Origin of the sequence: Winogradskyella undariae (assembly GCF_013285155.1) — a bacterium.
Classification (GTDB): domain Bacteria; phylum Bacteroidota; class Bacteroidia; order Flavobacteriales; family Flavobacteriaceae; genus Winogradskyella; species Winogradskyella undariae.
Map to the genome: position 1 here is coordinate 171,606 of NZ_JABTEL010000003.1, position 23,677 is coordinate 195,282.

A 23,677-nucleotide genomic window follows, 5' to 3' on the forward strand; every position below is an offset into this window, starting at 1 on the left:
ATATTATGAAAATGAAAACATATATTAATTCAAAAATCACAATGCTTTTTGTGTTGGTTTTAGCCACTGTAGTAAGTTGTGAAAGAGATATTTCAGAGGAGGCTTCTGAAGTTGGTTTTACTAATGATCCAGAAATTTTTATTGACGGATTTAGTAGTGGGCTGGAGTACTATCCTTTTGGTGGTTCGGATAACGATGCCTTTACGGTAGATACTGAGGATACTTATAGTGGTTCTGCTTCCATGCGTTTTGATGTCCCTAATTATGGAGACTCGGATGGTTCGTATGCAGGTGCTATTTTTAGAGACGATAATGGTGGAAGAGATTTATCTGGTTATGATGCTTTAACCTTTTGGGCTAAATCTAGTCAAGCAGGTACAATTAACGAAATTGGTTTTGGTCAAGATTTTGACGAAAATAAATTTTTAGTAACCTTATCTGGTCTTAATTTAGCTACCAATTGGAAAAAGTATATTATTGCTATTCCTGATGCTTCCAAATTAACACAAGAAAGTGGTTTGTTTTGGTATGCTGAAGGTCCTGAAAATAATAATGGTTATACCTTTTGGATAGATGAATTACAGTTTGAGAAATTAGGTACTATAGCACAATATAGACCTTCTATTTTTGGAGGAGAGGATATTGTAGTGAATACATTTTCGGGTGTTGATCTACCAATAACTTCAATGCAAAATACTGTAAACTTAAGTACAGGTGCAGATCAAACGGTTACAATTGCTCCAGGTTATTTTAATTTCACTTCGTCAGATACAAGTGTCGCTACAGTTAGTGAGTTGGGAGTTGTTTCTGTAATTGGAGCAGGTACAGCTGTAGTTTCTGCAACTTCAAATGATGTAGATGCTTTAGGTTCATTAACTATTACTTCCGAAGGTCAATTTACAGCAGCCCCAATACCTACACAAAATCCAGAAAATGTTATTTCTATTTTTAGTGATGCATATACTAGTGAGCCTGTAGATTATTACAATGGTTATTGGGCACCTTATCAAACTACCTTAGGTCAAAATGATATCAATGTTAATGGAGATGAAATTATAAAATATTCGGAGTTAAATTTCGTAGGTATTCAGTTTTCTGAAGATGTACCAACAATAGATGTTTCTCAGATGACGCACTTTCATGTAGATATTCAAGTGCAAGGAGCGGTAGAGGCAGGAGATTTTTTAACTGTAAAATTACAAGATATTGGAGTAGATGATGATTTTGGAGGAGAGAATGATACTGCTGGTGAAATCACTTTAACTAATACAACATTGTCAGATGGCAATTGGGTGAGTATTGATGTTCCTATTTCAGAATTTACAGGATTGACTAGTAGAGCTAATTTAGCGCAGGTTGTCTTTGTTTCAGATGCTACAATAACAGATATTTATGTGGATAATATTTATTTTTATGAAATTTCTTCGGAGCCTACCACTGCTGCTCCAACACCTACAATAGATGAGGCTAATGTTATCTCTGTATTTAGTGATGCATATACTAACGTTGCAGGTTCAGAGTTAAATCCTAATTGGGGCCAAAATACGGTAGTAACAGAAGAAAGTATTGCAGGTAATAATACATTGAAATATACAGATTTAAACTACCAAGGTCTTCAATTAGGTAGTACGCAAGATGTTTCAGGAATGACATATCTACATCTAGATTATTATACCGTTAATTCATCTGCATTAAATGCATATTTAATTAGTGATGGTCCCGTGGAAGCTGCTAAAGCATTAGCGGCACCAACAAGTGGTTGGGTAACTTTAGATATTCCTTTAGCAGATTTTTCACCAGTAGATTTAGCAAATATTATACAGCTTAAATTTGATGGAAATGGAGATGTCTATTTAGATAATATCTATTTCTATAACTAAATACTATTCTTTAATTTTTAAACAATACTCATGAAAAAACTAAAATATATAAGCTCTTTTTTAGCATTAGCAATGGTGTTACTGATAGCTTGCGATACTGATGAAACGCAAACCGTAACCAATTTTGATAATTTGGTTATGGAAGATAATTTTGATATTAATGGTGCTCCAGATTCTAATATATGGGATTACAATATAGGAACAGGTTCTAATGGATGGGGAAATAACGAGTTGCAATATTATACAGATCGTTCTGAAAATGTTATTGTAGAAGATGGTGTATTAAAAATTATTGCAAGACAAGAATCTTATATGGGTTCTGGATATACTTCAGCAAGATTACTAACTAGTGGCAAATTTGAGCAAACTTATGGACGCTTTGAAGCACGTATCCAGTTGCCTTGGGGACAAGGTATTTGGCCAGCATTTTGGCTTTTAGGAGAAGATGCTGGTGGTACACAATCTTGGCCTCAAATAGGAGAAATAGATATTATGGAAAATAGAGGTCAGGAACCTACTTTAATAAATGGAACGGTTCATGGTCCAGAATATTCAGGAGGAGAATCTATAACCAAATCTTATGAACTAGAAAATGACAGATTTGATACTGGCTTTCACATTTTTGGTGTTGAGTGGGGAGAAAATTATATTAATTTTTATGTAGATGATGTGTTATACAATCAAATTAAACCTACAGATGTTACTGGCGATTGGGTTTTTAATCATCCGTTTTATATCATTATAAATGTTGCTGTAGGTGGAGGTTATGTTGGTTCACCAAATGATGCAACCGTTTTTCCTCAAGAAATGCTTGTAGATTACGTTAGAGTGTATTCTGCAGATTAATTCAATTTCGCTTTTAAATTATAATACAATTACAAATTTTATTACCAATGACCAATAATACTACCACATTTACTAATAAATCAAAAATAAATAAAGAAGTCAATTTAGAATCTGTTATTATAGATAACGAGAGCTATTTCAAAATTTCTAATAATGATGAAATGCGTCCGTTTTTTATGAGTATGGTAAGTGATTCTAACCATTGGATGTTTATTTCTAGCAATGGAGGATTAACAGCAGGAAGAAAAAATTCTGAGTTTGCTTTATTTCCTTATTATTCAGACGATAAAATAACAGAGTCTTCAGAAATTACTGGTCCTAAATCTATTTTTCAGGTCACTAAAAATGGAGAAACCTATATTTGGGAACCATTTTCAATTCGTTTTGAAGATAATTATGTTGTAAAACGTAACCTATACAAAAGTGTTTACGGTAACGCAATAATTTTTGAAGAAGAGAATTTAGATTTAGAAATAACCTATAGATACCAATGGGCTTCAAGTGATAAATATGGTTTTGTAAAAACGTCTAAACTAATTAATAATGCAGAAACAGAAGTTAGTGTTTCGGTTTTAGATGGGATTCAAAATATTTTACCATATGGTGTTGGTAGCGACTTACAAAATGGAAGTAGTAATTTGGTAGATGCTTATAAAAGAAGTGAGTTACTAACGGAAACAGGTTTAGGTATTTTTGCTTTAAGTGCAATTATTGTAGATAAAGCAGAACCAAGTGAAGCGTTAAAAGCAAATATTGTTTGGTCTACAGGTTTTGATAATCCAAAATATTTACTGTCTTCTTTGCAACTTAATAATTTTAGGAAATTTCAACCAATACATCAAGAAGAAGATGTAAAAGCAGAAAAAGGTGCTTATTTTATTAATGCAGAAGTTAGTTTGGTTTCAAAAGAAGCTAAACAATGGGCAATGGTAGCTAATGTTAATAAAAATCAATCGGCGGTAGTTGAATTATCCAATAGCATTAAGTCTAATAAGGATATCTTAAAAACCGTTAAAAAAGATATCGCTTTAGGAACCGAAAAATTAATTGCGCTAAACGCAGCCACGGATGGTTTACAATTAACATCTGATAATTATAGAGATACTAGACATTTTGCTAACACGCTTTTTAATATAATGCGTGGCGGTATTTTTGATGATAGCTATAAGATTGAAAAATGGGATTTTAAAAATTACTTAGCTAAAGCAAATAGAAAAGTTTCTAGAATAGCTGAAGATATAGTAGAAGCATTGCCAAATACATTTTCGCTGTCTTTACTTCAAGATATTGGTTATAAATCCGAAAACAAAAACTTTAGACGTTTGTGTTTAGAGTATTTACCATTAAAATTTAGCCGTCGTCATGGAGATCCTAGTCGACCATGGAATAAGTTTTCTATAAATACACAAAGTGAGGTAGACGGTTCTAAAATATTAGATTATGAAGGGAATTGGAGAGATATCTTTCAAAACTGGGAAGCTTTAGCACATTCCTATCCTGAATTTATGGAGAGTATGATTCATAAATTCTTAAATGCTACTACTTTTGATGGGTATAATCCTTATAGAGTAACAAAAGAGGGCTTTGATTGGGAAACTATTGAGCCTGATGATCCTTGGTCTTACATCGGGTATTGGGGAGATCATCAAATTATTTATTTACTTAAATTTTTGGAGTTTATTGAAAACTATAAACCAGGAAAATTAGAAAGCTTTTTTAATAAAGACTTATTTGTATATGCTAATGTACCTTATAAAATAAAAGCATATGAGGATATACTTAAAAATCCAAAAGACACTATTGAGTTTGATGTAAAATTGGATGCAAGTATTAGAGAAGAAAGAGCACAAATAGGTGCAGATGGTGCACTTTTAAGAGATGAAAATAGATTTATTGTAAAAGCAAATTTTATTGAAAAAATATTAGCAACAGCCTTAGCAAAGCTATCTAATTTTATTCCAGAAGGAGGTATTTGGATGAATACACAACGTCCAGAGTGGAATGATGCTAATAATGCTTTAGTTGGTAATGGTGTTTCCATGGTAACCCTGTATTATTTAAGACGTTTTTTAAAGTTTTTTGACTCTGTATTTTCTAAAGTAGAAACAGAATCAGTAGAAGTTTCTAATGAGTTACTCGTGTTTTTTAATGCGGTTACAGATACATTTAAAACCAATCAAAATGTACTTTCAGGTACTATTTCAGATTCGGTTCGTAAACAAATTATGGACCAACTAGGGCAAGCTGCTAGTAACTATAGAAGTGAAATATATAATCAAGCTTTTTCTGGTAGAAAAACAGAGTTAGCAATCCAAGATATAAAAGAATTTGTTCAAGTAAGTTTAGAGTTTCTAGAACACTCTATTAAAGCAAATAAAAGAGCAGATAATCTATATCATGCTTATAATTTAATGACGCTTAATGCAGATAATAGTGTGTCTATAGCTTATTTAGATGAAATGTTAGAAGGCCAAGTAGCTGTTTTAAGTTCTGGGTATTTGTCTTCAAAAGAGAGTTTAGAAGTATTAGATAGTCTTAAAAATAGTAAACTTTTTAGAGAGGATCAATACAGTTATATTTTATATCCAAATAAAAAACTTAAAGGTTTTATGGAACGAAATATAGTACCATCTTCTAGTGTCCGAAATTCAAAACTGTTACAGCAATTAGTAGAGGTTGGTAATACCCAAATTATTGAACAAGATGAAAATGGAAATTATCATTTTAATGGCAATTTTAAAAATGCTAAAGACCTTAAACTTGGACTTCAAAAATTAGAGCATACACAATATGAGGATTTAGCGAATAAAGAAGAAAAAAGCATACTACAAATCTTTGAAGGTGTTTTTAATCATAAAGCTTTTACAGGCCGATCAGGTACTTTTTATGGCTATGAAGGTTTAGGTTCTATATATTGGCATATGGTTTCTAAGTTACAATTAGCAACTCTTGAATGTTGTTTAATAGCTATTGATAATAAAGAAAATAAAGATATAATTGGAAGATTATTAGAGCATTATTACGAAATTAATGAAGGTATAGGAGTGCATAAATCTCCACAGTTATATGGAGCTTTTCCAACAGATCCTTATTCGCATACTCCTGCAGGAAAAGGAGCACAACAACCAGGTATGACAGGTCAAGTAAAAGAAGATGTACTTAGTCGTTTTGCGGAATTAGGCGCTTTTGTTGAAGAAGGAAAACTTTATTTTAACCCATGTTTATTGCGTAAAAATGAGTTTTTAGAGGAAGATAAAACTTTTCATTATATCAATCTAGAGCACCAAAAAAAGAGTATCTCATTACAAGAAAACGAGTTGGCATATACCTATTGTCAAGTTCCAATTATCTATAAAATAGCAGATCAAAATTGCGTTGAAGTTACTTTTAAAGATGAAACGGTTAAAGTGTTTCATAACTTAAGTCTTGATGTAGTTACTAGTACCTCTGTATTTAATCGTGTAGGTGAGGTCATTCAAATTAACGTAAGTATTAATTCGGATTGTTTAAAATAGTATAAGTATTACCAATGAAAAAAAATATAATCATATTGCTTTCCATTGTTGTTTTGTTTACTATGTCTTGCAATGAAAATAAAAAAAATACAGAAGCTATAATTCAAATAAAAAAAGAAATGACAGCTAAAGATATATTAGGCAATTCCAATTACTTGGCAATTTCATATGGAGGGTATAGAGCGCAATCAAGAACGGTACAACCATCTATAGAGGAATTAAAAGAGGATATGAAAATATTGGCTGCTATGGGAATTAAAATTATTAGAACCTATAATGTACAAGAGTCATTTCCGCATGCTTCTAATGTTTTAAAGGCCATTTCAGAACTTAAAGTAGAGGATCCAAATTTTGAAATGTATGTAATGCTAGGTGCTTGGATTGATTGCGTAAATGCATGGACCGATCAGCCAGTAGATCATAATATAGAAAGTCCTAATAACAAGTCTGAAATAGCACGTGCTGTAGCATTGGCCAATCAATATCCAGATATTGTTAAAGTAATAGCAGTTGGTAATGAAGCCATGATAAAATGGGCAACAAGTTATTATGTAGAGCCTCATATTATTTTAAAATGGGTAAATCATTTACAAGAATTAAAGGCAACAGGGAAGCTTTCAAAAGATATATGGATTACAAGTTCAGACGATTTTACCTCTTGGGGAGGTGGTGACGCTAGCTATCATACTGAAGATTTAGCAAAACTTGCTAAAACGGTAGATTATATTTCTATGCATACTTATCCTTATCATAATACACACTATAATCCTGCATTTTGGAGAGTTCCAATGGAGGAAGAGCAGCTTTCAAAAGAAGAAAAAGTTGATGCAGCTATGGAGCGTGCCATTACGTTTGCAAAGCAACAATATGACAGTGTTGCTAATTACATGAGAAGTTTAGGAGTAAATAAACCAATACATATAGGAGAAACAGGTTGGGCAACCACTTCTAAAGGGTTTTATGGGGCTAATGGCTCTAAAGCAACAGATGAATACAAGCAAAGTTTATATTATAATCAGATGAGAGATTGGACGAATAAAGCAGGTATATCTTGTTTTTATTTTGAAGCTTTTAATGAGCAATGGAAAGATGCAACACATCCAAATGGCTCTGAAAACCATTTTGGACTTTTTACTATTTCAGGCAAAGCAAAATACACAATTTGGGATTTGGTAGATCAAGGAGTATTTAATGGTTTAACCAGAAATGGTAATCCTATAACAAAAACATATGAAGGTAATAAAGACAGTTTAATGAAAACTGTTTTAGTACCACCTTCCAAGAACGAATAATAAATTTAAAGTAATAATACTATGAAAACATTAAAATATGGTATTTATGGTTTGATACTAATTACGATGAGTTGTAGTCAAACGGTAAAAGAATTAGAGGTGGAAGTTTACGAAACATCAGCTAGTGGTAATAAATTAACTAAAGTTGAGAATTTCATAAAAGCAGATACATCTACAATAGTTAAAATTCTACCAGAACAAACCTTTCAAACTATTACTGGTTTTGGAGGTTCGTTTACAGAGTCCTCTGCTTACCTATTAAATAAGTTGAGCAAAAAAAATAGAGATACTATTTTACAAGCTTACTTTGCGGAAGATGGTGCACGTTATTCATTAACAAGAACACATATAGCATCTTGTGATTTTGCGTTAAGCAATTACACATACGCTCCAGAGCCGGAAGATTTAGAAATGAAGAGTTTCAGTATTGAAGAAGATCGTGAGGATTTAATTCCAATGATAAAAGAAGCGCAAGCAATTTCAAAAGATGGTTTTAATATAATTGCATCTCCTTGGACATCACCACCATGGATGAAAGATAATAAAGCATTTGTTGGTGGAAAATTACTGCCAGAATACTACGATACATTTGCGTTATATTTTTCAAAATATCTTGAAGCATATAAAGCAGAAGGTATTAATATTTGGGGTTTAACTCCTGTTAATGAACCACACGGAAATGGGAATAATTGGGAGAGTATGCATTTTACTCCAGCTGAAGAAACGGATTTTGTAGCGAATCATTTAGGGCCAAAATTAGAGGCCGATGGTTTTGGAGATGTAAACATTTTAGGGTACGATCAAAATAGAGGAGGTTTAAATGAATGGGTAGACGAAATGTTTAAAGATGAAGCTTCCTCAAAATATTTTGCAGGAACGGCAATACATTGGTATGAGAGTACTAATGAAGTTCTACCAGAAACGTTACAGTATGCGCATAAAAAAGCACCAAATAAGTATCTAATAGAAACGGAAGGTTGTGTAGATTCTGAAATTCCTAAATGGCAAGATGATGCATGGTACTGGAAAAAAGAAGCCACAGATTGGGGTTGGGATTGGGCATCAGCAGAAGATAAACATTTACACCCTAAATACGCACCTGTTAATAGATATGCAAGAGATATTATTGGTTGTCTAAACAATTGGGTTGACGGTTGGGTAGATTGGAATATGGTTTTAGATACCAAAGGTGGGCCAAACTGGTTTGAAAATTGGTGTGTAGCACCAGTTATTGTAGACCCTGAAAAAGATGAGGTTTACTTTACACCTCTATATTATACTATGGCTCATTTTAGTAAATATATCCGACCAGGATCTGTAATACTTGGAGTAGAAAATAGGGATAAAGCTTTAAAGGTAACTGCAGCTAAAAATCCGGATGGCTCTATAGCAGTGGTGCTTTTTAATGAAGGTTTTACAGCTAAAAGTTTCGATTTAACTCTTGGTGATGAAACTGTAGCAATTTCTATTAGTAAACAAGCTATTCAAACTATTATTATACCAAATAAAAATTAGAAACTATGGAAGTAACCAAAAAAGTTTCAATGGGTAAAAAGATTGCCTTTGGATTGGGTATGTTGGCAAATCAAATGTTTCCTGCGGCTTTAGGTATTTTCATGGTAGTTTTGGTAAAGGATCTCGGTTTTCCTACTTGGATGTGGGGAGTTTTGTATTTTTTACCGCGTATTTTCGATTCTATTACAGATCCTATAATGGGGTTTATTTCGGATAATACAAAATCTAGATGGGGAAGAAGACGTCATTATGTGTTTATAGGAGCAATAATAATGGGGATTTCTTTTGCCTTTATGTGGCAATTACATAGAGAAAATACTCTCGATTATAATTTTTGGTACTACCTTATTTGGTCCTTAATTTTTTACTTAGGATTAACCATATTTAGTGTTCCTTACGTAGCAATGGGTTACGAAATGAGTGATGACTTTCATGAACGTACAAGTATTATGGCTGTTTCTCAGTGGATAGGACAATGGGCTTGGGTTTTAGCACCTTGGTTATGGGTGGTTATGTATGATCCTGCATGGTTTGAATCTGGTGATGTGGCAACTAGAACTTTAGCTATTTGGGTAGCTGTTATTTGTGCACTTTTAGCAATGGTTCCTGCTTTATTTATTAAAGATGAATCAACGCTTCATGACGATAGTTTAGTGCCATTGACTATAAGAAACATTGGTAGTAGTCTAAATCAAATCGTTACAGGATTTAAAGAAGCTTTTAGAATAGTGCAATTTAGAAAGTTATGTATTTCTACCTTTTTTATATATAATGCTTTTAACACTGTTGCTGCATTTTCATTTTTTATAATTGTTTATTATTTGTTTGATGGTGATGCAGGAAAAGCATGGATTTGGCCTACGTTGTTTGGTAGTGTTGGTGCTTTGGTTACGACCTTTATGGTTATTCCTGTGGTAGCTAAGTTATCTAAAACTTTAGGGAAGAAAAATGCTTTTTTGATTTCTCAAGGTATATCTATTGTTGGTTATATATTACTTTGGTTTCTTTTTGTTCCTGGAAAACCGTACTTGTTTTTAATTGCCTTGCCTTTCTTTTCTTTTGGTATTGGAGGATTGTTTACAATTATGATGTCGATGACGGCTGATGTTTGTGACTTAGATGAGCTAAATTTTGGGCATAGACGTGAAGGGATTTTTGGAGCTATATATTGGTGGATGGTAAAATTCGGATTTGCTATTGCAGGAGGCTTAAGTGGTTTAATAATGTATTTAGTAGATTTTACACCAGATGCGCTAACACAACCTGAAGGAGCAGTGGAAGGTTTACGATTTTTCTTTTCGGCACTTCCTATATTGGGTACCGCTATTGCAATGTATGTAATGAGAGATTATGATCTTACAGAAGAGCGTTCACTAGAAATTAAACAAGAGTTAAATAACAGAAAGATTAAAAAGAAAATAAATGCTTTTGTTTCTCCTTATGAAGTTAATGGGGATAATATGGCGTCTATTTTAAATAATAAAATACACTTAAAAGCTTATAAAGCAATTGATTTTACAGATAAAACGGTTGAGGATCTTAAATCGCTTTATCGAAATACATTAAATCATAAGTTACATGGTTTGTGTTTTAGTCCTTATGTAGAAGGACAAAATACGGATGATATTTTATCGGAGTCTCAAATTAAAAGACGTATGGGTATTATTACACCATATACAACTTGGATACGCTCTTTTTCTTGTACAGAAGGAAATGAATTAATACCTAAAGTAGCACATAATAAAGGTTTAAAATCTATGGTTGGTGCATGGATTAGTAATGATAAAGATAGAAATGAAAGGGAGATTAAACGTCTTGTTACATTGGCAAAAGAAGGTTATGTAGATATTGTAGTTGTAGGGAATGAAGTTTTACTTCGTAATGAAATTTCGGAAGATGAATTAATAACATATATAAATAGGGTTAGAAAAGAGTTATCCGGTTTTAATAATGTACAAATAGGTTATGCCGATACTTATTACGAATATTACAAACATCCCAGATTAGTAGATGCTGTAGATGTAGTTTTAGCAAACTGTTATCCTTTTTGGGAAGGTTATAGTATAGAAGATGCTTTTCAACATTTAAGACAGATGTATGCAATTACACAAATAGTAGCTAAAGATAAAAAAGTTATTATAACAGAAACAGGATGGCCAAGTCAAGGACAAACGGTAGAAGATGCTCATCCGTCGCAAGTAAATGCAATGAAGTATTTTGTGCAAACTCAAGAATGGGCCAAAAAAGAAGGCATTGATATTTTTCATTTTTCTTCTTTTGATGAGTCATGGAAAATAGGAACGGAAGGAGATGTTGGTGCCTCTTGGGGGATTTGGAATAAAAAAGAAAAGCGCAAAGTGTAATTGTTTTAACTTCAGTTAATTATTACCACTACTTTACCACTACAAACTAATTATTAGGGGAAATAGAGCTTATAAAAATATTATGTAAAATACTGATTTTAAGAATGTTATGTATTTATACTTTGTAATAGAAATAGGTGCCTATTTGTATATTTTAAGTAGTGTTAAAATTGTGTAATACTTAAAAAATATTGCGTAATTTTATTAATATCATAAAAATAACCTATTTAAATAGTATTTTCAACAAAAATTAACAAATAAACAAAAACAATGATTATGAAAAAATTTACTTTTTTATTTATGCTATTGGCAGTAACATTTGGGTTCGCCCAAACGCCAACAGATAATGCGGGAACTCCTCCAGCAAGAGAGACCGCAGATGTGATTTCTATATTCAGTGATGCGTATACAGATGTTTCGGGAACAGATTTTAATCCAAATTGGGGACAATCTGGTTTTGGTGTAGCAAATACTGCTTTTGACCCTGGTACAGGTAACTTAGTGTTAGCATATCCAAGTTTTAATTATCAAGGAGTTCAGTTTGGAAGTGCTCAAAATATTTCAGCTATGGAATATTTACATGTAGATATTTGGATAAATGGGACATTTAATCCTAATGTATTTGTAATTAGTTCAGGAGTAGAAATTGCTCATCCAATAACAAATGCAGGATCAGGCACATGGACAAGCGTTGATATTCCTGTATCAGGAATTACTGGAGACATATCAAATACTATTCAATTTAAGTTTGACAATGGTAATGGAACTACTGAAGGTATTTATGTAGATAACTTATATTTTTGGAAAAATCCAACGGCACCTGGATCAGACGCTACTTTAAGTGATTTACAAATTGATGCTTCTACAATTAGTGGTTTTAATTCTGGTGTTTTTGATTACACTTATGGTTTAGCTCCTGGAATAACAGATATTCCTCAAATTACTGCTGCGACTTCAACAGATGCAACAGCAACATCTGTAACTATAACTCAAGCTACTGTACTTCCAGGTGATGCAACGGTTGTGGTTGTTTCACAAAATGGAATGTTTACAGAAACCTATACTGTTTCGTTTATTTTTGAAGGACCTCCTTCAGCAGCAGCAGATCCAATAGCTAGAAATGATTGGGATGTTATTTCGTTGTACAGTGATGCTTATACGGATGTTGCAAGTACTTTTGATGCAGGTTGGTGTGGATTTTCTTCGGTTCAAGAAGTTATGATTTTTGGTAACCCAACTCAAAAATACTTAAATAATGCTTGTCAAGGAATTGTATTAGACACAGCTGTAGATGCTAGTACTTTTAATACTGCTGCTGGTACTAATTTACATGTTGATGTATACATTGAAGCTGGTACTGATTTAGTTTCTTCTGTTTTTAATTTGAAACTTGTAAACCAACCAGGTGGTGCAGCATTCGAAATTAATTTAAATGCTGGTTCTTCTCCTGCTTTAGTAGCTGGTAGTTGGATGTCAATTGATATCCCTGTTGATTTAACAACTTTTACTGGTTTTAAAGAGTTTGGAATCACTTCTAACCTTCCTAGTAAAGTTTGGTATGATAACCTATATGTATATAGAGCACCAACGGTATTAAGTACAGACGAATTTGAATTAGGAAATGTTAGTGTATATCCAAACCCAACAAATTCAGTTTGGAATGTAAAAACTAACAATCAAAACATTAGTTTAGTGCAAGTTTTTGATATCTTAGGTAAACAAGTTCTATCTTTAAATCCTAATTCTGCTGAGGTTGTAATTAATGCTTCAGAATTAAATGAAGGAATTTATCTTGCTAAGATTATATCAGCAAATGGAACTAAAACAATAAAACTGGTAAAAAACTAGTTTAAATAATTGTTAATACTAATATTAAAGAGCGTATATTATACGCTCTTTTTTATTTTAACGAAAAAGCTTAAATAATGACAACACTTAAAGAATTAGCAGCACTTTTAAATATATCGGTTTCAACAGTTTCAAAGGCACTAAATGATAGCCATGAAATTAGTGAAAAAACAAGAGTACGTGTCAAGGAATTAGCGACTAAACTAAACTATAAACCAAATAGAATAGCGCAACAATTAAAAACAAATAAGTCAAAAACGATCGGTGTTATTCTTCCAACAGTTACAAATCCTTTTTTTGCTGAAGTATTGCATGGTATAGAAATGGAGGCGACCCGAAGTGGTTATGATATTATTGTTTGTCTTTCAAATGAAACTTTACATAAGGAAAAACGAAGTTTAGAGTTACTTGCTAATGGAAGTGTTGATGGCTTTATTATAGCTGTAGCAAGAGAGAGTCAAGTAAAGGGAGAAATTGATCATATAGTCTCTACTATAAATAGTAAAAAACCTGTATTAATGTTTGATAGGATTGTAGATGATATAGAATGTAATAAAGTCATTGTAGATGATTTTCAATCTGTATATGACGCTACTGAGCATTTAATTGTTAATGATAAAAGGAAGCATATTCTTATGGTTAGTAATATAGAAGAATTAAGCGTAGGGAAACTAAGAATTGAGGGGTATGCTAAGGCTCTTAAAGATCATAATCTTGACGTTAATATTCTAAATTTAGATAATGCGCTTGATATGGATATTGAAGAAAAAATATGTAAATATTTAAAAGCGAACCCTTCAATAGACGCTATATTGTCTATTGATCATGTTACTGGAATTGTTGCCATTAATATGGCTAAAAAATTGGGTATAAAAATACCTGAAGATTTATCTGTTGTTGGTTTTGGTTATGAGCATACTCAAGTATTATCGAGTCCTAAAATTTCAATTATACATCAGAAGGCACACAAAATAGGAGAAATATCTACTAAATTATTGATAGATAATATCAATAATGAAGATTTAGAATTGCAAACTATTATGGTGCCAAGTGAACTTAAATTAAGTGAGTCTGTTAAGTAATTATGTTATTCTTTTACTAAGACTAAGGTTACTTTATTAAAATCAGCTGCGCTATTAATTACGCGTCTGTAGTCTTCGTAAATAGCTACAGGTATGTGATTGGTTTTGTAATATTCATCTGCTGTGATTTTAAGAACATTATCATTTAATTCGTAAAAAGATTTAAAACTTAATATTGTTTTTCCTTTTTCAATATATTCATTATCAAAGTTAATATCTTCTAAGTTTGCAATGGTATATCCTTTAGGGATCGTAATGTTTATTGTTCTTTCGTAAGTACGTTTAAATTCATTTTCTAATGGTAAAACTCTTTCGCTTTCTTGATAAAGTTCCATTTGAGATCCTATTAATGCGCCAACGTTAAATAAGTACTTATTACCTGCTTTTTCTACAAAAGCATCTGATGTAAAATCGACATTAAAAATAATAGGCTTTATTCCGAATAAATCAGGGTTGTCATTATCTATTTTAGAATCATTAATAGTGACACTTTCATTTAAGTTTTTAGCAAACCCTTCTACTAACTCTTTTTTTAATTCTGGCTTAACTAAATTTATAAAAGGATGAATAAACATGCCGTAGTATCCAGACATTGCTCTACTCAATGTTATGTTTGTTGTTGAGATATCTTCTGTGTCAAAATTAACACCAATAACCATGTTGTCTTTAGATAGTGATGCATCAACAGGTTTTATAGTTTTAATTTTTCCTACAGCAGAAACAAAATCACCAACTTTAACTTGTTTAATAAAAAGGCCATAAGTATCGGTTAAGTAACCAGGAGGAAAACCGTAACGCGAATCATTTTCATTAGGCGCTAAATACTTTTTTGTCTTAGGAAAGTATATAAGGATGTCTTGTAGGTAAATATTAGCTTCAAAATCTTTGTCAAAACGCATAAATTCTCTACTACAAGTTATCACCATATCTTGTTTTATATTCAGCTCATTAAATAAAGCGATATATAGTTTTAATAAGCCTTTATCACTTGCTACTTTATCTTTTATAATAGTTTCTAAATCGGATAATTTGGCACTACTATATTCTGCAGCATAGATTGTTGTTTTAATGTAATTTTCTATAGTTTTAATTTTTGTATCAAAATCAGCATCGTCTTTAATTTTTAGGTCTTTAATAAGATTAATAAGTGCTTTTTTAGTTTTTTTAGAGAGTTCTGCATGATAGAAGTCATACAAGTTTTGAGCAACTGAACTATATGAAGTAATATCTTTAGTATTATTGGCCGTATTGCTGTCTAAGGCATAAATTATAAATTGTCGGTTAGCAGAATAAAGCGCTTGTGTTTCGTTATCTAATTTTTTTACTTCAGAGAGTTTTAAAGACCAATGATTTTTGGTTTCAATTATAGTGTCCGTTTCAATATCTTTCAATCCATTATAACTCTTAAATTTAAAAATTAAGTTAGAAGGAGCGTAAAGGTCAAATTCAACATTTTTGTTTATATATTCATTCTGAAAACTTACACGCTTACCACTGTAAGATGGGCTTCGTTTTACGACATACATGTATTCTATAAAGCTTCCTTTTTCAATACCTTCAAAAGCAAAATACTTATAGGTTCGTTCTGTTTCGTCATCAGTTGCTGTTAATATTTTAGAATCGTCTAGGTCTATTATTTTACCGGACGGCGTGATTACTCTAGCTTTACTTACCATTAATTCTGAGTCTGAATCGTATGGTAAATAAATTTTGTTATAATCCTCTATTGCTTCTTCAGAATTAAGATAGTAAGCTTTGTGTTCTAAATAAAACTCTACAAACTGTTGGTCTGTCGTGAAATAAAATTCTGTTGTGATTTTATCTTTAGCTGCAACTAAATTTTCGTTAGCATAATTATTTGAATTGTATTGTGGTGTTTTGTCCCAATCATAGCTTTCGTAAAAAGCTTGGCTATATGCTGTAGTTATTATTAAGAAGTAGGCAAGTAAACTTAATTTGATTGATTTCATGATGTGGTTTTTAGTTTAGTGCGATTTTTTTAAAACGACTGTTTCTTTATATTGCTTTTCAACTTTTTTAATAGCAGTATTAACTATTTTTTGTTCTTCGGGGGTTAACGTTATGTAATCCATTATTAACTGCTGATTATAGGTGATTTTATGGTCTTCTAATTGGTATGTAATTAGACAGCTGAAGTAATCATTTTTTAGTTCAAAATTTTCAGGGATATAATCAATACTATAATTTTCTGGGACTTCTAAAATGTTATTAAAGGTATACTCACATTTGTAGTCTACCTCAATTTCATTCTCTCTATCATCTTCAGTTTTATAATTTGTAAGAGTTCTATTCAGGTTTAGATTCACGTAAATTTCGTCATCAAGTTGTTTCACGTAATCACTAATTGTATAATCATAGTTGATCTTAAAATCTTCATCGTAGCTATACTTATTAGTTTCTTTAAAATCATTAATTATAAACTTATTATTCCCCTTTCTTAACTTTACAGTATAATAGGCTTTTAGTTCTTTTTCAGAATTATTGTATTCTAATTGATTAAAGAAGTCAATTTTATAATAACCAGATAGGGTGTTTTCGCCCTTTCCTAAGAGTTGATTCTCGTTTATTGTTAGTGTAGAATTTTCTGTATAAGCATTTGTTTTTGGTGACATAACAGGCACCGTTTCAATTTTAAATTTACCTTCACCATCTCCTATCAAAGCTTCTTTTCCTTGAATAAATGAAGAAGGCATTTCTAAAGCTAAATAACGGCCCGTAGCATCTAAAAAGTAAGTTTTTCCATTCTCAGAATACGTAAGAATCATATGATTGTCTACCATTGGTGTTGGTAGTTCTGTGTATGTGTAAGGAATAGCTCTGGTTCCTATCCAAGTTAAATTACCTTTTAATCCTGCGGTTTTAAGCATTTCGAAAAGTATGCTAGAATTGTCTTTACAATCTCCATATTTTTTATTGAATACATCATTAGCTTCTCTTGGAATAAAGCCTCCTAAGGCGTATTCAAAAGCAATATATTTTATGTTTTGTTGCGTCCAATAGTATATGGCTCTTACCTTATCTAAATCCGTTTTACTGTCTTTTGTAATCTCTTTAACTAGCGATACTAGAGATTTATCTGTTGGTTGCTGATTAATATCTTTAACCATAGAAAAGTACCAGTTGTATAAGTCAGATACATTGTCTAATATTTTTACTTTTTTGTTTTCATTATTGTAAGACGTGATAATAGGAACGATGTGTGGCAGTACTTTTTTATACGTTGGAACATTGCTCTCATATTTAATTTCGTTCACATTTTTAATTTCCCAAGTATAGATGTTTGAACTGCGTTTCTCTTCTTTTTTAAAATTAATATCATAACCTTCAGTATTAAATTCTAGAAATTTAAAGTTGAATTCTTTATCAGCAACTAAGGTGACTTTTTTTGTTTTAATAGGGTAGAAGTTGCCAAAATAAATAGGACTTAAGAATCTTGGGTTTTTTACAATTTCGGTATACTCTAATTTTGTTTTACCACCTTGGGCTAAGTTTGAGTAGATGAAATTAAGTGATTTTGTATCGTCATGAAAAGAATCACCCATTTCATCTTTTTCAATAAAATTTTCAACCTTATAAGATTTGTATTTTCCATCTTTAAATTGATAAGATGTTGCCTCCACAGATTCTAGTTCAAAAAATGAAGAAAAGTCTAATGATTTTTTAGAACCATATGTAGCTGTATCATCTAAATAAAGGTCTTCTTCAATGAAATGTTGTTTTATTTCTACTTCATTATCTTTTAATTTGATAGAAATATTTATTTCATCCATTAACCTAACAAAAGTAGATTCTGGGTATTTATCTTTTAAGATCTTAAATTCCTCTGAATGCTGTGCTTGAGCAAACAAAAAAGAGCTTACTAATAAAATTATAAAACTGAATTGCTTCGTTTTATTTTGTTTCTGATTTATAGATTGAATCATTGAAATAGTAATCTGTTTTAGTTAATTGACCTGCTTCATTGTAATATTTACGCTCACCATGTAAATCTCCTGTGATATAATTAGCAGATTCTTTTAAGTTACCATTTTGGTAATTAGATACAAGTAGACCTTGTACTTCTCCGTGATTGTAATTTATTTTTCTCTTAACGGTACCATTTTCATAGTATTCTATATCTGCACCATGAGACTCATCATTTATATAGAATAATTCATTTTCTAAAGCACCAGAATAATAATATGCTAAATATGAACCTGTAAGTTGACCGTTAAGGTATTCCATTGTTCTCGATGGTTTTCCATTGTCAAAATAGGCTTCAATTTTCCCTGTTTCATTAACTAAAGGAATCATTTCTTTTTCTTTGCCAGATGAATCTAAATAAGAATAACCTATAAGCGTGCCATAATCATAAAATCTTATAAGTTGTAATTTTCCTTTAGGGCTGTAAAATTCGTTACGTCCATGTAGGTCTCCATTTAGATAGTTTGTTTTTTTATAAATAATACCATCTTCATGATAGGTAAGCCATTCACCATTTTTAATGCCATAATCGTAAGTCATATCATCATCAATCTGCCCGTTTTCAAAGTAACGATACGATTTACCATTCTCATTTCCGTTAACATAGGTTTCTGTATATCTTACACTTCCATCAGGGAAATACCAAGTCCATTCGCCGTCAATCGAATTATTTAAATAAGACCCCGTTGCATATACGGTTCCATCAAGGGCATAACTTTTATAATTACCATGTTTAACTCCATTTACATAGTCAATCTCCATCTCTTTGTTACCATTATAATTGTTTACAGTTAGAGTTCTAGTGTTTTCTGATTTATAATCTATAGTCTGATTGATTTCGTTTTTATGATTGTAGATAATTTCCTTTGTTAATTTTCCATAGGTATAAAATGTTTCTCTCGTTAGATCGCCATTTACACCAAATTCTTGTTGTTTACCATGGTATTGATCATTGTGATAAAAACTAATATCTATAAGATTACCATCGGTATTGTAATATCTCCATTCGCCGTTGCGGTAACCATCTTTATTCCATCCTTGGGTTTGTAGTTTTCCATTGTCATGAAATGCTTTAAAATACCCCATTAAATTTCCGTCTTTATATTCAGAAATACTTTCAGTATTGCCACTTATGTAATACGTTTTGTGAATGCCAATCGGGAGGTTGTCTTTGTATTCTCCTTCTTCGGAGCGTGTTCCATTTTCTTTAAAGAATTTCCAATTTCCCATTTTTCCACCTTTAATGTCGTAATTTCCTTCAGACATTATGTTTCCGTTGGCGTGGAGTCCTTTAAAATAGAATTCACCTCCTTTTTTTCTGTTTTCAGTTATTATATTTCCTGTTTTGTCATAATATCTATATCCAATAAATTCACCACGTTTATAATCAAACTCATAGTGTAATGTACCGTCCTTATCGTAATTTTTAGAAGTGCCGGTTTGATTACCTTCGTCATATTCAATTTCCGTTTCTATATTTCCGTTTCTATAATAAATTTTCCATAAACCATTAAGAACACCATCTTTATATTGCCCTTTTTGATTTATTTGTCCATTAGAATGGTACATTGTGTAAGGGCCATTAAGAACACTATTGACATAAGTGGCTTCTAATGATTTTTGTTTATTGATATAGTATTGAGTTTCTATGCCATTACGTTCTCCATTTTTAAATTGGATATTAGAATAAGTATTTCCATTTGCAAAAAATTCTAGAGTGTTATTCTGAGCTTCGTCATTGACGTAATCGATATCAAATTCAAGGATTTTTTCTCCAACATCGAAGTATTCCAAGTATTTACCATCTAATACATTATTCTTAAAATATTTTTTCTGTTTTAATGCTCCTGTAGCAAGGTAATAAGTGTATTCTCCATCAAATTCACCATCTTTAAAGTTAGTGTCATAATAAAGTTGACCATTGTCGTACCAAGATTTGTTTTCACCATTTAGGATGTCTTTAGCATAAACGGCAGTTTCTTTTAATTTTCCATTTTCGTGATACCAAGACCAGTTTCCTTCGCGTTCTCCCTTATTATTATAATTTCCTTTTCCTGATATTTTTCCGTTTTCATCGTAAAAAATCCATTCTCCAATTGATAATTCACCATCCATTTGTCCTTGGGCTTGAAGGATGAGATTAGAGTAATAATTAGTGATAATTTTTGATTCACCATTTAGTGTTACTTGCTGTGGAGCCATTACATCATATAATTTTGTAATTAAAAGGCTTAAGAAGTTGGTAATATCATCCTCTTTTTTTGTGACGAGTTTTTTATATTTTTCATTTTTAATGGAATATGCTAATGTGTATATAAAATTATCGAATTGTTCATTTTCTTTAATCCATTTAAAAACGGGTACATAGTGAAGATCCCAAAAACCACCATTACCTTCAAAATTATCAAGCTGTTCTAACATGGCGTGGTTTTGTTTTACCAATGCGATATCAATTTCATTATCAACTTTGTATTTTCCGTTTAAAGCAATTCTATTATCAAGAATAAGATCTATATTTTCAAAAGCATCATCATCTTCAGAAATAGTTAAATCTTCATTTCTTTCATTTTCATTTTTACTCGAAATAATTTCGTTGAGGTATTTTAATAGTGCAAATGCACGCTCAGAGTCTGGCTCAACTAATATTGCCATGTTGTAAGCCATTAAAGCCTGAGTTGTTAGATTTTGTTCGTAACATAAATTCCCTAAATTTAAATGTGCATTTCTATAAAGTGGGCTTATTGAAATTACTTTTTTATAGGCTTCAATAGCCTTAGGAATATCATTGAGTTTTTCATAAACGGAAGCCTTATTGAACCATAATTTATGATTGGCAGGGAATAGTTGAAGAGCCTCATTATATAACGATAATGCTTCTTGGTATTTTTCTAATTGCTCCAGAGCAACACCTTTATTGATGTAGAAAAATAAGTTAATGCCACTATCATTGTCTAGAGATAGACCTTCGTTTGTTACGTTAATGGCCTCTTTGTAATTTTTTTGTTGAATTAAATAATAAGATTTCGAAGTTAAAACACTAGCGTATGTAGAGTCATTTTTGTTTATCTTATTTAGAGATTCTATGAGAGAATCATAGTCTTTGTTTTCTGCGAATTTTAAAACTTCAGCTGAGATGTCGTCATAATTGACATAGGGGATTTTTTCTTGAGAAATTAAGGTTAAGTTGAAAAGTAAAAAGGTAATTAGGTAGATGTTTTTCATTGAGATAGAGCTTATTATTAATGGAAGCAATATAACAATACCTAAGTTAAAAGCACAAAAAAAAGCCTGATTTTCATCAGGCTTTTTTCTTTTATAAGTCTAAGCTTATTATAGACCTTTAATTTTATCAGCCGCTTTAGTTTTAGCGTCAGTACCAGCTTTTTTAGCATCTTCTACAGCTGTATTTCCAGCTTCTTTTGCTTTATCAACAGCATCACTACCTGTTTGTTTAGCGTTTTCAAGAGCATCACTTCCAGTTTTTTTAGCATCGCTAATCGTTTCATTTACGTCATCAGACATAGATTCAGCTCCTTCTTCAATACTATCAGCAGCATCACTTGCAGCTTCAGTAACATCATCTATAGCTTCGCTAGAAGATTCTGCAGCATCGTCTACAGCTTCATCGATAGCATCACCTGCTTCATCAATAGCATCACCTGCTTCATCCATTGCGTTATCAATTTTGTCTTCAGTTTTTTCTTTTGTATCTCTACAAGATGTAAATGATAACCCTAAAACAGCAACTAGTGCTAAACTTAATACAACTCTTTTCATTTTAATAGTTTTTATGTTAATTAATGTTAAAATACGAAAATAATAATTAATGCGAATTATTAATTGGTTTTATAGATTAATTCGACATATATCATTCATACATACGGATGTAATTATGAATTTGGATGTTGGTAACGTTAATTATTTTTTTAATACTAAAATTATAAACCTATTTATCTATAATAATTCTCTTGTGAGATTCATGAAGGTCTGCAATTTTTATAAATTTTAAGTAGAAGAATTCGATTCATAATCAATTCAAATACGCCATAATTTTATGCACAGCACCTTTGTTAGATTCTATATAAGATTTCGTAATCTGCCCTTGTGTTTTTCTTAAAACATCATCTGTTAATAAAGCATTGAGTGTAGAGCCAAAAACAGTAGAATTTTCTAAACTAGTTACACCTCTTAAGTCAATAAGTGCTTTAGCTTCTGGGAATTTCTCGTAATTTTCACCAATAAGAATCGGAATGCCAAAAACAGCTGGTTCTAATATATTGTGAAGTCCTGTTGTGCCAGCTCCACCACCAACATAAGCAATATCTGCATAGCTATAAACTTTGCTTAGATAGCCAATAGTATCAAGAATAAATACGTTGAAATTTGCTAAATTATCTTCGGGTTTTAATTCTGAAAAACAAATAGTCTTTACTTTTAATTGTGATTTTAAAGAAGAAATATAGCTCGGTTTCATATTATGGGGTGCTATAATAAATTTCACTTCAGAATTTGTTGTTTCATTAATATAGTCTAAATATAATTTGTCGTCTTCTGGCCAACTACTACCAAAAACGACACATAAATGATCATTTTTAAACCTTTCAATAAACGAAACCGAATTATCAACTTTTAGCTGGTTAGAAACTCTGTCAAATCTAGTATCTCCAGAAACGGAAACTGAATTATAATTAATGCTTTCAAGTAATGTTTTCGAATTTTCATTTTGAGTAAAAATATGTTTAAAGGCAAATAATGCAGATTTTATGTAGCTGCCATACCATTTAAAGAATGCTTGATCTTTTCTGAATACAGCAGAAATAAGAATAGCATTTAAGTTGCGTTTTTTTACTTCGTTTAAGAAATTTGGCCAGATTTCATACTTCACAAATAGTATGTAATCAGGATTAACTAAGTCTAAAAAATGTTTAGCATTTGCAGAAGTGTCAAGCGGAAGGTAAACCACAACATCTGCAATTTTAGAGTTTTTTCGAATTTCATAACCCGATGGTGAGAAAAAAGATAAGACTACTTTATAATCCGGATGCTTCACTTTTAAAGCTTCAAAAACAGGTAAGCCTTGTTCGTATTCTCCTAATGATGCGCAGTGAAACCAAAATGTTTTATTTTCAGGGTTAATCGCATTTTTAAGCTTTAAGAAGGTGTTTTTTCGACCAACAACACCTTGCTTCAATTTAGAATTGAATAATGATAAGCATTGAATAATAAAACTTGCAATATAAATTCCTATAGAGTAGAGTAGTTTCAAAAGAAAAGATTTATGCTAAAATACATTTCTTTCAATTAATTACGTTGCTATAGCGCTTACAATTTCGTATTTTCGCTTAGAGCTTT

At 31.4% G+C, this 23,677-nt stretch carries 13 protein-coding genes; 8 read left to right on the forward strand and 5 right to left on the reverse strand.

The window, feature by feature from the left end; all coding sequences use genetic code 11:
• The first annotated feature begins 11 nt into the window (after window positions 1-11).
• The 8 genes from HSX10_RS05275 to HSX10_RS05310 all read left to right on the forward strand — a co-directional run bounded on the left by HSX10_RS05275 (window position 12) and on the right by HSX10_RS05310 (window position 14,341).
• Window positions 12-1,880, forward strand: a complete 1,869-nt coding sequence (locus tag HSX10_RS05275) for an Ig-like domain-containing protein (protein ID WP_173587160.1) — start codon at window positions 12-14, stop codon at window positions 1,878-1,880.
• A gap of 30 nt (window positions 1,881-1,910) precedes the next feature.
• On the forward strand, window positions 1,911-2,726 hold the full coding sequence (locus HSX10_RS05280) for a glycoside hydrolase family 16 protein (protein WP_173587161.1): 816 nt from the start codon (window positions 1,911-1,913) through the stop codon (window positions 2,724-2,726).
• Between the two features lie 47 nt (window positions 2,727-2,773).
• Entirely contained in the window at window positions 2,774-6,241 is a 3,468-nt protein-coding gene (locus HSX10_RS05285) for a 1,3-beta-D-glucan phosphorylase, GH149 family (RefSeq protein WP_173587162.1), read from the forward strand.
• Window positions 6,242-6,255: 14 nt separating this feature from the next.
• Window positions 6,256-7,533: a glycosyl hydrolase family 17 protein gene (locus tag HSX10_RS05290; protein ID WP_173587163.1), complete on the forward strand. Its 1,278-nt coding sequence runs from the start codon at window positions 6,256-6,258 to the stop codon at window positions 7,531-7,533.
• A 21-nt stretch (window positions 7,534-7,554) separates the two neighbouring features.
• Window positions 7,555-9,048, forward strand: coding sequence for a glycoside hydrolase family 30 protein (locus HSX10_RS05295; RefSeq protein ID WP_173587164.1), 1,494 nt, complete (start codon window positions 7,555-7,557; stop codon window positions 9,046-9,048).
• 5 nt (window positions 9,049-9,053) lie between these two features.
• Window positions 9,054-11,411: an MFS transporter gene (locus HSX10_RS05300; protein WP_254453201.1), complete on the forward strand. Its 2,358-nt coding sequence runs from the start codon at window positions 9,054-9,056 to the stop codon at window positions 11,409-11,411.
• A 276-nt stretch (window positions 11,412-11,687) separates the two neighbouring features.
• Entirely contained in the window at window positions 11,688-13,259 is a 1,572-nt protein-coding gene (locus HSX10_RS05305; RefSeq protein WP_173587165.1) for a T9SS type A sorting domain-containing protein, read from the forward strand.
• Window positions 13,260-13,336: 77 nt separating this feature from the next.
• On the forward strand, window positions 13,337-14,341 hold the full coding sequence (locus HSX10_RS05310; RefSeq protein ID WP_173587166.1) for a LacI family DNA-binding transcriptional regulator: 1,005 nt from the start codon (window positions 13,337-13,339) through the stop codon (window positions 14,339-14,341).
• A gap of 5 nt (window positions 14,342-14,346) precedes the next feature.
• On the opposite strand, the gene HSX10_RS05315 is transcribed toward HSX10_RS05310, so the two are convergent.
• From HSX10_RS05315 to HSX10_RS05335, 5 genes are all read right to left on the reverse strand, one after another.
• On the reverse strand, window positions 14,347-16,311 hold the full coding sequence (locus HSX10_RS05315) for a DUF3857 domain-containing protein (RefSeq protein WP_173587167.1): 1,965 nt from the start codon (window positions 16,309-16,311) through the stop codon (window positions 14,347-14,349).
• 15 nt (window positions 16,312-16,326) lie between these two features.
• Complete coding sequence (locus HSX10_RS05320; protein ID WP_173587168.1) at window positions 16,327-18,285, reverse strand: transglutaminase-like domain-containing protein; 1,959 nt, start codon at window positions 18,283-18,285, stop codon at window positions 16,327-16,329.
• The gene (locus tag HSX10_RS05325) at window positions 18,254-21,547 is read right to left on the reverse strand and encodes a tetratricopeptide repeat protein (protein ID WP_173587169.1); all 3,294 of its coding nucleotides are present in this window, start codon (window positions 21,545-21,547) and stop codon (window positions 18,254-18,256) included. Before HSX10_RS05325 ends, HSX10_RS05320 begins: the two co-directional genes overlap by 32 nt.
• Before the next feature lie 108 nt (window positions 21,548-21,655).
• Window positions 21,656-22,102, reverse strand: coding sequence for a hypothetical protein (locus tag HSX10_RS05330; protein WP_173587170.1), 447 nt, complete (start codon window positions 22,100-22,102; stop codon window positions 21,656-21,658).
• A 253-nt stretch (window positions 22,103-22,355) separates the two neighbouring features.
• Window positions 22,356-23,591 (reverse strand): 3-deoxy-D-manno-octulosonic acid transferase, encoded by a 1,236-nt coding sequence (locus HSX10_RS05335; RefSeq protein WP_173587171.1) that lies wholly within the window; start codon window positions 23,589-23,591, stop codon window positions 22,356-22,358.
• Between the last annotated feature and the right edge of the window lie 86 nt (window positions 23,592-23,677).